This window comes from Parabacteroides timonensis, from assembly GCF_900128505.1.
In the GTDB taxonomy this organism is placed as follows: domain Bacteria; phylum Bacteroidota; class Bacteroidia; order Bacteroidales; family Tannerellaceae; genus Parabacteroides; species Parabacteroides timonensis.
This window is the reverse complement of record NZ_LT669941.1, coordinates 500,852-515,251: the sequence shown is the minus strand read 5'-3', so window position 1 is coordinate 515,251 and position 14,400 is coordinate 500,852. Positions and strand designations below refer to the sequence as shown.

The window sequence follows — 14,400 nt, the reverse complement described above, 5'->3', positions numbered from 1 at the left end:
ACAAGCATCCTTACGATAACGAAGTAACAGATATTTTATCAGACAACAGGAGGGGCACGGAGAGAAAGCTTCCCTTTAACAGGGACCAGATAATCCGGACAGACCGGTATTTCTACTATTTCGGCAATTTGTAATGCATGGAAATCAAGATGGTAGGCATAAACTGCACCATCTTCCACACTGATAGTTGTCAGTATGTGGAATAATTGTATTTCAGATAAGGATGCATGATGATGGCAAACACCGCCATTCACCTTTCCGAAAGGATGCGAATGGACAATTGTCGTACCATTCTCTATATGGACATGGATAAATAAAGTAATGCTGCTATAATACGCGATGAAGATCACCGGTAGCAGCCATTTCATATATTTAACCATCCTTTCTCCCACACCCATATTCTTTTGAGAAGGTGCAAAGTTACAAATAATTTTTATACTTTTGTTCTTGTCCATAATAACAGGATGATTTACAAATAGAAATAGTATGACGAAAAGAGAAAAGCCGGATAGCACCCCTAAAGATAATTTGAGTAAAAAGCATGAATCTCTTTATATGTTGTTCGATACCTATTGCGAAGCTCATAGTACTTCCAATATCAGTCTGATTGAATCCCTTCAGGAGATGCCGTTAGACGAATTGATCCGTAAGCACAAAAAAATAGCATACGACTTTCTAGGGAGTGATATATCCCAGAAGAAAAAATTGATCTGGATAAACAAGCTTTATTCCGATTGTAACCTGACGGACTACGAACCATTACTGAACCTGCTCACTGAAGACTCCAAACTAATTCGGAGATACATTGAGAGAGTCATAAGTAACAAAGAGAAAAAAACCCGTGAATCGATAGAACAGAAATACCCGGAACTCAGCGAAGAAGCTCAAAACTGGGCCAAACAACTGTTCAGGTTCTGGGATAATACACATAGCAAAGCTAAAATCAAATTCAAGAACAAAAAGGAAGTTATCGATTACTGCAGTAAACACATCGAGCTTTACCGTACCATGCAAATAGCCTGGTTACCGTTAAAGCCCTACACGATGATCCCGTGGTCAGACGGTTCCGATTTTGTGCCACGTCCGGTTGTCCGCTACATATTAAGTGAATATATGGCATTCCCTCAGGCTATCCGATTAAAAGACTGCGACTCGATCGTTCCATTTTTCAATCAGCCGGAATGGTATGCCTCACTGGAACAACTTTTACAGTTCTGGTTGGATGATGGAGCAGAAGCCAACAGGAAAGGCATCCTGGCCCCATATTGTTTTTATGGTGCAGAATGGCAATTCGAACGCCTACATACCCTATTAAAGGGTTGGTTGAAGAAAGGCCGCAAAGGTCTTGTCGGATATACACTCGGATTACTCGGATTAAAGGCTACTCCCACTGCGCTAACAGTTCTCAATGAATGGATAGAATTGATGCCGGAGGGTGCATACAGGCGTGAAGCCCTGAAAGCATTCCGTCAGGTTGCCATCCATCGGGGGCTCACTATGGATGAATTGGCAGATCAGCTTGTTCCCACATTCGGACTCAACCGTTCAGGAGAAAAAGAGATCGATTACGGTCCCCGTATTTTACGCCTGACACTATTGCCGGACTTTTCCATATCCGTTTTCGACACTTCCAAACAGAAAACAAGCAAATCCCTTCCCGCCGCTTTGAAAATGGACGACAAGGAAAAAGCAGAAGAAGCGAAGGAAGAACTGGCAAGACTGAAAAAGCAGGTCAAAACACAAACAACCCTTCAAAGGAGACGGCTCGAACAAGTCCTGAAAAACGGACGAACCTGGCCTGCAGAGACGTGGCAGACCATTTTTGTCGAAAACCCCATATTCCGTTATATAACAAACGGCTTGATCTGGGGTGTATATAAAGAAGGCCGGTTACAGGAATCTTTCCGCTATCTGGAAAACGGAAACCTGATAACGGTAGATCAAAAAGAATTCATCCTTCCTGCAAATGCTGTTGTTTCACTCGTTCATCCGGTAGAGCTGGACGACAACCTTACTGCCCAATGGCAAAAACAATTGCATGAAAATAAGATCGAGCCATTGTTGTCGCAACTATCCGTTCCGGTTCATCGGTTAAACGATGCGGAAAAACAAGGCGATGAAATCTCCCGTTATGCCGGAAGAACGGTTCGATTGAGTAGTATATACGAATTTGAATCGAGAGATCTGACTTCCCGGATAGAGGAACAAACTCTTTATATCATAGACAAGTCGTTGGATATCGCCGCACGGCTTCCTTTCGAATATGAAGAAAATACCTGCACTATAAAAGAGTTATCGTTTTCTCCTTACAAAGAAGGGGCCGATCCGGACACGATCGAACTACCCGAAGACGAGAGAATACCGATCTCCTCCATTCCGGAACGATTCATCAGTAGTTTACTCGATGTATTAGTCAAAGCTTTTGTTTTGTGAGTGTATGATTATACGAATTTAACACCAACTAATTGTAAGCAATCAGTACTAGATATCTAATAATTTGTTACTTTTGCAGTCGTTTTCAAAACATGTATTAAATCTACTAATATCATAAGTCTATGGCAAAGATTACAAAAGAAGAAGCACTACGGTATCATTCGGAAGGTAAACCCGGAAAGATTGAAGTAATACCGACAAAACCTTATAGTACACAAACAGATTTGTCGCTCGCCTACTCCCCCGGAGTTGCCGAACCCTGTCTGGAAATAGAAAAGAATCCGCTTGATGCTTATAAATATACGTCAAAAGGAAATTTAGTTGCTGTAATATCCAATGGTACAGCCGTTTTAGGATTAGGTGATATCGGTCCGCTTGCCGGCAAACCGGTTATGGAAGGAAAAGGATTACTGTTTAAGATCTTCGCTGGAATCGATGTATTCGATATCGAAGTAAACGAAAAAGATCCGGAGAAATTCATCCAGACAGTGAAAGCCATTGCTCCCACATTCGGAGGAATCAACTTGGAAGATATCAAAGCACCCGAATGTTTCGAGATCGAAACCCGCCTGAAAGCAGAACTGGATATCCCGGTGATGCATGATGACCAGCATGGTACCGCCATCATTTCAGCAGCCGGATTGTTGAATGCACTGGAACTGACAGGAAAGAAAATCGAAGAGGTTAAGATCGTTGTCAACGGTGCCGGAGCTGCCTCTATCTCCTGTACAAAATTATATGTACTGCTGGGAGCCCGCAAAGAGAACATCATCATGTGCGACAGTAAAGGGGTTATCTCTACTCACCGTACCGACCTGAATGCAGCTAAAAAGGAATTTGCAACTGACCGGGACATTAAAACATTACAGGAAGCAGTTGCTGGTTGTGATGTGTTCCTGGGATTGTCTGTCGCCGATGTATTGACTCAGGATATGGTTCGCAGCATGAATGAAAATCCGATCGTATTCGCTTTGGCTAATCCGAATCCGGAAATCTCCTATGCCGACGCAATGGCCTCCCGCAAGGATATCATCTTTGCAACCGGACGTTCCGATTATCCGAACCAGATCAATAATGTACTGGGATTCCCGTATATCTTCCGCGGAGCATTGGATGTACATGCCAAAGCGATCAATGAAGAGATGAAGCTGGCTGCAGTTCACGCTATTGCCGAACTGGCGAAAGAGCCGGTACCCGATGTTGTCAATGCAGCCTACAAACTGAAACGGACTTCTTTCGGACGCGATTATATCCTGCCGAAGCCACTTGATCCCCGTTTATTGACACGTGTATCAGTAGCCGTGGCCAAAGCCGCTATCGAATCGGGTGTATCCCGCAAAACAATCACCGACTGGGATGGCTATGCCAACCATCTGCGTGAAATGATGGGATACGACAACAAGATGCTTCGTTCCTTTACCGATATGGCAAAAGCCAATCCGAAACGCGTGGTATTCGCCGAAGCCAACCATGTCAATATGTTGAAAGCTGCCGTAGAGGCAAAAGCCGAAGGTATCTGCTACCCGATCCTCCTAGGCAACGAAGAACGTCTGGCTAAGATTGCAGCAGAAGAGAACCTGAGCTTGGAAGGTATCGAGATCGTAAACTTGCGTCACGACCGCGAAGAAGAACGTCGCGACCGTTATGCCCGCATCCTATCGGAAAAGAGAGCACGCGAAGGCGTCACTTTCTCCGAAGCACGCGAAAAGATGGTCGGCCGTAACGCATTCGGTATGATGATGGTGGCAACCGGTGATGCTGATGCATTTGTAACTGGTGTTTATAGCCGCTACTCGGAAGTGACTAAACTTGCAGAAGAGATTATCGGTATACGACCGTCGTACAAGCATTTCGGAGCTATGAACATTATGACTTGCAAGAAAGGTACTTTCTTTATATCCGACACATTGATCAACCGCCATCCTTCCACCGAAGTATTGATCGACATCGCCCGTCTTACACATGATGCAGTTAAGTTCTTTGCACACGATCCGGTGATGGCTATGTTGTCTTACTCCAACTTCGGTTCCGATAAGCAAGGCAGTCCGCTGAAAGTACACGATGCGATCGATTATCTGCACAAAAACCATCCGGAGATCATGATCGATGGAGAAATGCAGGTTAACTTCGCTCTCGATAAGAAGCTGCGTGACGATATGTATCCGTTCAATAAGCTGAAAGGAAAAGACGTAAACGTTTTGGTATTCCCCAACTTAAGCTCTGCCAACAGTGCTTACAAATTATTGGATACACTGGGCATTACCGAAACAATCGGCCCGATCCAGATGGGTCTGAACAAACCTATCCACTTCACCGACGTAGAAAGCTCTACACGCGACATCGTCAACCTGACAACGGTTGCTGTTGTAGATGCTATTGTACAGGAGCAGATTGAGAAAGGAGAATAAATAAAGTAACAATAGGTTTCTATTTTACTAAAACATAAGAAAGTACGGGGTAAGACATTTACTCCGTACTTTTTCTTTTTACCGATATTTACTCCTTTTCTACTACTATTCTCCACCAGTTCACCCGTCTGTATTCGCTAGATGTAATAAATCCGTAAATCAGGTAAATCTATCATTGATTTTGGTACAAAGCCGCTTGCTTTAATCCTTTAATTTTGTAACATGAAACTTATAAAGAATGACTTTACACAATTAAACATTAAAAGTATGGCAAGAAATTCATTCAGGAAACTACGCATAGCAATGGTCGCATGCTTTTATATTGTTGCAACGATGGATGCATCCGAAACAGCAAGTAACAATTTTAATACAGATATAACGATGGACGAAAATCAGAATTTAACGCAGGTATGGGACAAAGTATTCCCACAAAGCAACAATGTAAATCACAGTAAAGTATCCTTTCGCAACCGCTACGGCATCACGCTTACAGCAGATTTGTATGTACCGAAAAATGCAGTCGGCAAACTAGCTGCCATCGCTGTCTCAGGCCCGTTCGGTGCAGTAAAGGAACAGTCGTCGGGTCTTTATGCGCAGACGCTTGCCGAGCGTGGATTCCTGACCATCGCTTTCGATCCTTCGTATACAGGCGAAAGTGGAGGTGAACCCCGATATGTAGCTTCTCCCGACATCAATACCGAGGATTTCAGTGCGGCAGTCGATTACCTATCGACACGCGACGACGTCGATACCGAACGTATCGGTATCCTCGGGATCTGTGGTTGGGGTGGCTTAGCCCTCAATGCGGCGGCTATCGATACCCGCATCAAAGCAACGGTAACTTCGACAATGTACGACATGAGTCGCGTCAATGCCAACGGTTATTTCGACTCGATGGATGCCGATGCCCGTTACGAACTCCGCAAACAACTCAACGCTCAACGGACAGAGGATGCAAAGAACGGTACGTATGCGCTTGCCGGTGGTGTAATCGATCCGCTACCCGCCGATGCTCCACAGTTTGTGAAGGACTACTACGACTACTACAAGACCGAACGCGGTTATCATCCCCGCTCACTCAACTCGAATAATGGCTGGAACAAAACATCGGCTTTGCCGTTCATCAACATGCCGCTGCTTTCATACAGCGATGAGATCCGCAGTGCCGTACTTGTAATGCATGGAGAGAAAGCTCACTCTCGCTATTTCAGTGAAGATGCTTTCAAAAAGTTACAGGGCGACAATAAAGAACTAATGATTATCCCCGGAGCAAGTCATGTAGATTTATACGACCGTATGGATATAATCCCTTTCGACAAGATAGAAATATTCTTCAACAACTATCTGAAATGACAGATCGATGAATTCTTGTTACCGCCGTAGCTATTACGGCGGTAATTAAGATATACCCAGTAATTCCACCTCGAAGATCAATGTGGAGAAAGCAGGAATCGGACCCGACGGGCGATTACCATATCCCAATGTATAAGGAATATATATGATCCACTTATCTCCCACATGCATTTGTTGAAGCGCCTGTTGCCATCCATCTATCACCTGATTCAGGCGAAATGCCTCAGGACAATTGCGCTGCCGGGAGTTATCGAACTCACGACCATCGATCAACGTTCCGCGGTAATGAACGGAAACGACACTGCTCGGTTGTGGAGAAACAGTACCTGTCCCCTGCTCCACCACTTTATATAACACACCTCCCGGTAACTTTACAACGCCTTCCTGCAAAGCAATCTCCGTTAGGAATTGAATATTCTTTTCTTTATACTCTTCCTTCTTATTTTTGGCCATATTTCCTTCCTGTTAATTTCACTTTGTCGGCAAAGATAACCCATTTCATTTAAAACCAATCCCTTCCTTTTGCTGTTATGAATTAAATCTAAACAAAAAATTATGCACATAAGTACATGGTGTTATGCTATGCTCTGTCTTTTTTTCCCAATGACGCTAATGGCACAGACGGAGCATAAGTACCTCGATCACGCATTGCCGGAAGCGTGGCAGGAGAACGACAGTAATTTCCAACAGACTCTCCCCGTTGAAGATAACTGGTGGAGAAACTTTAATGATCCGGTATTGGACTCCCTGATCGACGTAGCCGTGAAACAGAACTATTCTGTGCAAATGGCGGCCGATCGTATCGCGATGGCGAAAGCCAATCTTCGTATACAGCAAGGTAGCTACGCACCTACCCTCGGACTTTCTGCCGGATGGAACCGACAGCAGACCAGCGGCAACACCAGTAGCCTGCCACAGACAACGAGCCAATATGCCGATGCTGCACTCTCCATGAGCTGGGAACTGGATGTATTCGGCAGTATCCGTAACCGGGTGAAAGCACAAAAAGAAAACTTTGCTGCGTCGAAAGAAGAGTATAATGCCGTGATGGTTTCCCTTTGTGCCCAGGTGGCTACGGCTTATATCAATCTGAGGGAGATGCAGCAGGAAATGGAGGTAGTGACACAAAACTGCCTGTCTCAGCAAGCCGTCGTAGAGATCACAAAGAAAAGATATGAAACCGGGCTTGTCTCCAAGCTGGATGTGGCACAGGCGCAATCGGTCTATTACAGCACCAAGGCGTCATTGCCGGCACTGGAAGCAGGCATTATCCAATATACCAATTCGCTCGCCGTATTGATGGGATTATATCCCCAGGATGTAAAACACCTGATGGATACACCTCGCCCATTGCCCAATTACATCGAGACGGTCGGCATCGGTATCCCCGCCAATCTGCTTCTCCGCCGGCCGGATATCCGTTCTGCCGAACGCCAGGTAAATGCACAGGCTGCCACTTTGGGAGCATCTAAATCTGACTGGTGGCCTCAGGTCTTTGTCAAAGGTTCGATCGGGTTTGCATCGCATGATATCGATAAGATTGCTAATCACAACAGCCTGACTTACGAGATCGCCCCGGCTATCTCTTGGAATTTCTTCCAGGGAGGGAAACTGGCACAATCCACGCGGCTTGCCAAAGCCCAGCTGGATGAGACGATACGCCAATTCAACCAGACGGTGCTCACCTCCGTACAGGAAGTCGACAATGCAATGAATGCCTATAAGAACTCGGTCAAACAGATCGTTGCCCTCCGCGAAGTAGTCAACCAGGGACAGCAGACGCTCGACCTGTCACTCGACCTCTATAAACAGGGACTGACGCCTTTCCAGAACGTACTGGACGCGCAACGCTCCCTGCTCTCCTACGAGAATCAATTGACGCAAGCGAAAGGCTCCTCGCTGCTCAACCTGATAATGCTATATCAGGCGCTCGGCGGAGGCTGGAGTAGTGATTGAGATCCTGCATCAAATGATTTTGCCACAGGCATGGCAGAGCCCTGCCATCAGCTTGGCAGAGTCTTGCCACAGGCTTGGCAGAGTTCTGCCATAGGTATGGCAAAACACAAAGTCAGTTATCCAATAACGCCGGGATGAAGAGATCATCCACAAAACTAATAATTATAAATATGAATACAACAACTAAAATCGCCCTAGTCTCCCTGTCTCTCCTTCTGCTGGCATCCTGCAAAGGGAAAAAGCAGCCGACAGAAATGCCTGCCCCGTCCATCAGCGTAACAACACCGGAGATTAAAGATATTACATTGACTAAAGATTATCCGGGTTATTTAAGCTCCGAGTTGATGGTAAACCTCGTATCCCGCGTAAACGGATACCTTCAGACTTCACATCTCAAACCAGGCAGTAAAGTCAGGAAAGGAGACCTCATCTTCGTGATCGAACCGGATACCTACAAAGATAATGTCACCCAGGCGGAAGCTGCACTGAAAACTTCTAAAGCTCAACTGGACTATGCCCAGAGTAATTATGAGCGAATGAAAGAAGCAGCCAAAAGCGGGGCCGTCAGCCAGATCCAGGTCTTGCAGGCTCAATCGACCGTGGCAGAGATGGAAGCCTCCGTACGTAATTCGGAAGCCGAACTGAATACTGCCCGCACCAATCTGGGATATTGCTATATCCGCGCCCCGTTCGACGGACGGATCACCCGCGCCAGCTACGATATCGGCAACTATATAAACGGAGCGGCCCAACCTGTCACACTGGCCACTTTGTATAAAGACGACCTGATGTATGTAAACTTCAACATCGAGGACAACCAGTTTATGAAGATGATGATCACAGCCGCCCAGAACGACTCCACCGTGAAACTTCCCGAAACAATCTCCGTACATCTGGGAGATAACGGACGGCAGAACTACACAGGCCGGCTGGATTACCTTTCGCCTAACGTAGACCTCTCGACCGGAACACTGAATGTCCGTGCCAATCTCGATAATAAGAACGGGGAATTGAAAAGCGGATTATACGTCACCATCACCCTCCCTTACAGCGAGAAGAAAGACGCCGTCCTGGTGCGCGATGCCTCCATCGGTACCGACCAGCTGGGAAAATACCTTTATATTGTCAATGATTCCAATATCGTACGATACCGCCATATAGAACCGGGACAACTGGTGGACGACACGCTGCGGCAGGTCATCAGCGGGATCGAACCGAACGAACGTTACGTCACCACCGCTTTATTGAAAGTTAGGGACGGAATGAGTATTACCCCCATAAAATAAGAACGTCATGGTAAAATTCTTTATAAACAGACCGATCTTTGCCACCGTTCTTGCCCTGATTATTGTGGTAGCGGGATTGGTTACACTCAACGTATTACCCATCGCCCAATATCCGGATATCACGCCGCCTACCGTACAGGTCTCGGCAGTTTATCCGGGGGCGGATGCACAAACGGTCTCACAGACCGTCGGATTACCGATCGAACAACAGGTGAACGGGGTGGACGGAATGCTCTATATGAGTTCCAATTCCTCCAGTTCAGGAGCCTATTCACTGACCATCACATTCGCGGTCGGTACGGATATCGACATGGCGACCGTCATGGTACAGAACCGTGTCAGCATTGCGCAAAGCAGCCTTCCGGAAGCCGTGATCGTACAAGGTATCACAACCCGCAAACAATCGTCGAACATTGTGATGATGCTTTCACTGACCTCTAAAGATCCCCTCTATGACGGGCTCTACCTGAGTAACTATGCCAGCTTGAACCTGACCGACCAATTGGCCCGTCTGCCGGGAGTCGGTTCGGTTAATGTCATGGGAGCCGGTAGTTACAGTATGCGTATCTGGCTCGATCCCGAAGTCATGCGTATCCGTAACCTGACGCCTGATATGGTCTTTCAGGCCATCTCTACGCAGAACAGGCAGGTATCCGCCGGTTATGTCGGACAACCGATTGCACAGGCAAACAATCCTTACCAATATACCCTAACGGTAAAAGGTCGCCTGACTACTCCGGAAGAGTTCGGAAATATCATTATACGGACTGAACAAGGCGGCAAAATACTCCGCCTGAAAGATATCGCCCGTACTGAGCTAGGCAGTTCCTCTTACAATGTGACCTCCCAGCTAAAAGGACAACAGGCGGCAGCGATTGCCATCTACCAGTTACCGGGTTCCAACTCGCTGGAAGTATCCAAAGCCGTACGGGCGAAAATGGAAGAAATAGCCGCTACCCTGCCGCAAGGTGTTGAGTATAATGTAACACTCGACACGACGGAAGTCATAAACGCCTCCATCGACGAAGTATTAGTAACCTTCCTGGAGACAACTGCATTGGTCGTCCTGGTTATCTTCCTGTTCCTCCAGAACTTCCGGGCAGTAATCATACCTTGCCTCACCATCCCTGTTTCATTGATAGGAACACTGGCTGTAATGGGGGCGCTGGGATTCTCGGTCAACACCCTGACATTGTTCGGGTTGATCCTGGCTATTGCCATTGTGGTGGATGATGCGATCGTAGTCGTCGAGAACTCGTCGCGATACATGGACACGGGAAAATATACGGCACGCGAAGCAGTGACCAAAGCGATGGGCGAGATTGTCGGACCGATCGTCGGTGTCGTACTGGTCTTATTGGCGGTATTCATCCCGACGACCTTTATAGGCGGTATCTCCGGGCAGCTTTACAAACAATTCGCCCTGACCATCGCAGCCGCAACCGTATTGAGCGGTATCAACTCACTGACGTTGACGCCGGCTCTCTGTGCCTTGTTCCTGCAAGTCACCAAAGATCCGACCTTTTTCGTATTCAAAGCGTTCAATAAAGTATATGATAAGACACAAAAGGTTTACGACGATGTAGTCGACCGCATGCTGAAACATCAGATCGTCACACTGGTTATCTTCCTGATCGTCTCAGCCGCAGCAGCTATTATGTTCATACGCTGGCCGTCTACTTTCATTCCGGAAGAAGATGACGGTTACTTCCTGGTTTCAACCCAGTTGCCTCCGGCAGCCAGTCTGCCCCGTACACAGGAAGTAAGCCGGAAGATCAACAAGATACTCGACGGTTATCCGGAAGTCAAAACCTATATGGGTATCAGCGGTTTCTCCGTGATGGGAGGCGGCGAATTATCGAATGCCGGAACCTATTTCGTCGTACTGAAAAACTGGAATGAGCGGAAAGGGAAAGGCCATACGGCACAAGATGTCGTTACCCGCTTCAACCGGGAAGCCTACGGTATCCAGGAAGCACAGATATTTGCCCTGGTCCCTCCTGCCATCCCTGGCCTGGGTGCTTCCGGCGGCCTGCAACTGCAACTGGAAGACCGCAAGAATCTGGGACCGACCGAAATGCAGCATGCCATCGAAACGCTGCTGGAAACCTATCATACCAAGCCTCAACTCCTGAGTTTATCCAGTATGTATCAGGCCAATGTGCCGCAATACCGACTGAACATAGACCGCGATAAAGTACAGTTGCTGGGATTACAATTGAGTGATGTTTTCTCGACGTTGAGTTATTATATGGGAGCCGCTTATGTAAATGACTTTGTCGAGTTCGGACGCATCTACCAGGTAAAGATCGAAGCCAGCGGACAGGCTCAGAAAGTGATCGACGATGTCATGCGGTTAAGCCTGGAGAACAGCGCAGGTAAAATGGTTCCTTTCTCCGCCTTTACAGAAGCCGTACAACAGTTGGGACTGGACCAGATCAACCTGTATAATATGTATTCCTCTGCCTCCATCACCTGTATCGCCAACCCGAAATACAGTTCCGGAGAAGCCATACAGGCCATGGAAGAACTGATACAGGAACAACTGGGCGATAACTTCGGTTACGAATGGACCTCCGTCGCCTATCAGGAAACGAAAGCCGGATCGACTACGATCCTGATCTTCGGTATGGCATTACTGGTTGCCTTCCTTGTTCTTTCGGCACAGTACGAAAGTTGGACAAGCCCGCTGGCGGCCATCCTGGGATTGCCGATTGCGTTACTGGGTGCTATCCTGGGTTGCTTTATTATGGGCGTACCTGTCAGCGTCTACACCCAGATCGGTATTATTCTATTGATAGCCCTCTCCGCAAAGAACGGTATCCTGATCGTCGAGTTTGCCCGCGACTACCGTGCCGCCGGTAATTCCATCCGCGAATCGGCTCTCGAAGCCGGACACGTCCGCTTGCGCCCGATCCTGATGACTTCGTTTGCTTTCGTGTTGGGTGTTATGCCGTTGCTGTTCGCTACCGGAGCCGGAGCAGCCAGTCGTGTTTCATTGGGTGCAGCCGTTGTATTCGGTATGGCGATCAATACAATCTTCGCCACCGCTTTCATCCCGAGCTTTTACGAATGGATGCAAACCATCCAGGAAAAGTGGCTGGATAAAGCGTCGCCCAACAGCTCCGGGGGGAAGAAGTGATCCTTTCAGATCGTATTAGGGGACGCAGATGACGCAGAAAACGCAGACGCTCGCAGACTTTTTATTTTCTTTTAAACAATAATTTATCTGCGTTACTCTGCGTTTTCTGCGTTTTCTGCGTCCCCTAATACAAACCATTAATAAATAGCCCCTATGTACCTATCAAAATTACCTATTTGACTTCTGTTTAATAACATTTTACTTTTGTTGAGTAATCTAAAACAAATCACGTATAAGGTTGGTTACATGAATATTCAAGGTAAGATGTTGTCGGCTTTATACTAATAAAAAAATTATTTATGGAAAACAAAAAACTAACAGCTGCCAACGGTCGCCCCGTTGCAGACAATCAGAACTCACAGACAGTGGGTCCGCGCGGACAAATGGTGATACAAGATCCCTGGTTCCTGGAAAAACTAGCTCACTTCGACCGCGAAGTCATTCCTGAAAGACGTATGCATGCCAAAGGCTCCGGAGCATTCGGAACCTTTACCGTGACACACGACATTACTAAATACACAAAGGCTGTAATTTTTAGTGAAGTCGGTAAAAAGACAGACTGTTTCGTTCGCTTCTCTACCGTTGCCGGCGAACGCGGAGCTGCAGATGCAGAACGCGATATTCGTGGTTTCGCCATGAAGTTTTACACAGAAGAAGGTAACTGGGATTTAGTCGGAAACAATACACCGGTATTTTTCCTGCGCGATCCGTTAAAGTTCCCCGACCTTAATCACGCCGTCAAAAGAGATCCGAAAACAAACATGCGCAGTGCAAACAACAACTGGGATTTCTGGACATTGCTTCCGGAAGCATTACACCAGGTTACCATTACCATGAGTTCTCGCGGTATCCCTTATTCTTATCGCCACATGCACGGTTTCGGTAGCCATACATATAGCTTTATCAATGCCAAGAACGAACGTATCTGGGTGAAGTTCCACCTGAAAACATTACAGGGAATCAAGAACCTGACCGACCAGGAAGCGGAAGCGATCATCGCAAAAGACCGTGAATCGCACCAGCGTGACCTGTTTGAAAGCATTGAAAAAGGTGATTTCCCCAGATGGAAATTCCAGATCCAGCTGATGACGGAAGAACAGGCAGAAAACTACCGTATCAATCCGTTCGACCTGACAAAGGTATGGCCGCACGGCGACTTCCCGCTGCATGACGTGGGTATTCTCGAACTGAACCGTAACCCGGAAAACTATTTCGCAGATGTGGAACAAGCAGCCTTCAACCCGATCAATACGATAGAAGGTATCGGTTTCTCTCCGGATAAAATGCTTCAGGGCCGCCTGTTCTCTTATGGTGACGCACAGCGTTATCGCTTGGGTGTAAACTCTGAGCAAATACCGGTAAACAGACCTCGTTGTCCTTTTCATGCTTACCATCGCGACGGAGCTATGCGCGTAGACGGTAACTACGGTTCTGCAAAAGGATATGAACCGAATAGCTACGGCGAATGGCAGGATTCTCCCGAAAAGAAAGAACCGCCTTTGAAAGCCAACGGCGATATCTACAATTACAACGAACGCGAATACGATGACGATTATTACAGCCAGCCGGGCGACCTCTTCCGTCTGATGCCTGCCGACGAACAGCAGCTCCTGTTCGAAAACACTGCCCGTCAGATCGGTGGAGCCGAATTGTTCATCCAGCAACGTCACGTTCGCAACTGTTACAAAGCCGATCCGGCCTATGGAAAAGGTATTGCCGATGCACTCGGCATCAGCCTGGAAGATGCTTTGAAAGAAACAAGATAGTTTAAGCAACCCCTTGATAAGCTCTGTTCAAAAAAAGAATGCCCACGATACCGGAT

At 47.0% G+C, this 14,400-nt stretch carries 9 protein-coding genes; 7 read left to right on the top strand and 2 right to left on the bottom strand.

What is annotated here, in order from left to right:
* Positions 1–38 precede the first annotated feature (38 nt).
* Positions 39–392 (bottom strand): hypothetical protein, encoded by a 354-nt coding sequence (locus tag BQ7394_RS09625; protein ID WP_082212206.1) that lies wholly within the window; start codon positions 390–392, stop codon positions 39–41.
* Between the two features lie 94 nt (positions 393–486).
* Between BQ7394_RS09625 and BQ7394_RS09620 the strand changes: the two genes are divergently transcribed.
* The 3 genes from BQ7394_RS09620 (at position 487) to BQ7394_RS09610 (ending at position 6,194) form a co-directional block, all read left to right on the top strand.
* Positions 487–2,433 carry a DUF4132 domain-containing protein gene (locus BQ7394_RS09620; protein WP_075557245.1) on the top strand — a complete coding sequence of 649 codons (1,947 nt, stop codon included), beginning with the start codon at positions 487–489 and terminating at the stop codon, positions 2,431–2,433.
* A gap of 122 nt (positions 2,434–2,555) precedes the next feature.
* The gene (locus BQ7394_RS09615) at positions 2,556–4,841 is read left to right on the top strand and encodes an NADP-dependent malic enzyme (protein WP_075557244.1); all 2,286 of its coding nucleotides are present in this window, start codon (positions 2,556–2,558) and stop codon (positions 4,839–4,841) included.
* Between the two features lie 333 nt (positions 4,842–5,174).
* The gene (locus BQ7394_RS09610; RefSeq protein ID WP_235848825.1) at positions 5,175–6,194 is read left to right on the top strand and encodes an alpha/beta hydrolase; all 1,020 of its coding nucleotides are present in this window, start codon (positions 5,175–5,177) and stop codon (positions 6,192–6,194) included.
* A gap of 45 nt (positions 6,195–6,239) precedes the next feature.
* On the opposite strand, the gene BQ7394_RS09605 is transcribed toward BQ7394_RS09610, so the two are convergent.
* Positions 6,240–6,647: a BamJ family beta-barrel-assembly machinery protein gene (locus BQ7394_RS09605; protein WP_075557242.1), complete on the bottom strand. Its 408-nt coding sequence runs from the start codon at positions 6,645–6,647 to the stop codon at positions 6,240–6,242.
* A gap of 102 nt (positions 6,648–6,749) precedes the next feature.
* Between BQ7394_RS09605 and BQ7394_RS09600 the strand changes: the two genes are divergently transcribed.
* The 4 genes from BQ7394_RS09600 to BQ7394_RS09585 all read left to right on the top strand — a co-directional run bounded on the left by BQ7394_RS09600 (position 6,750) and on the right by BQ7394_RS09585 (position 14,344).
* Positions 6,750–8,150 (top strand): efflux transporter outer membrane subunit, encoded by a 1,401-nt coding sequence (locus BQ7394_RS09600; protein WP_075557241.1) that lies wholly within the window; start codon positions 6,750–6,752, stop codon positions 8,148–8,150.
* Positions 8,151–8,320: 170 nt separating this feature from the next.
* Positions 8,321–9,436 (top strand): efflux RND transporter periplasmic adaptor subunit, encoded by a 1,116-nt coding sequence (locus BQ7394_RS09595; protein ID WP_075557240.1) that lies wholly within the window; start codon positions 8,321–8,323, stop codon positions 9,434–9,436.
* A gap of 7 nt (positions 9,437–9,443) precedes the next feature.
* Positions 9,444–12,578, top strand: a complete 3,135-nt coding sequence (locus tag BQ7394_RS09590; protein ID WP_075557239.1) for an efflux RND transporter permease subunit — start codon at positions 9,444–9,446, stop codon at positions 12,576–12,578.
* Between the two features lie 299 nt (positions 12,579–12,877).
* Positions 12,878–14,344, top strand: coding sequence for a catalase (locus BQ7394_RS09585; protein ID WP_075557238.1), 1,467 nt, complete (start codon positions 12,878–12,880; stop codon positions 14,342–14,344).
* Positions 14,345–14,400: the final 56 nt, after the last annotated feature.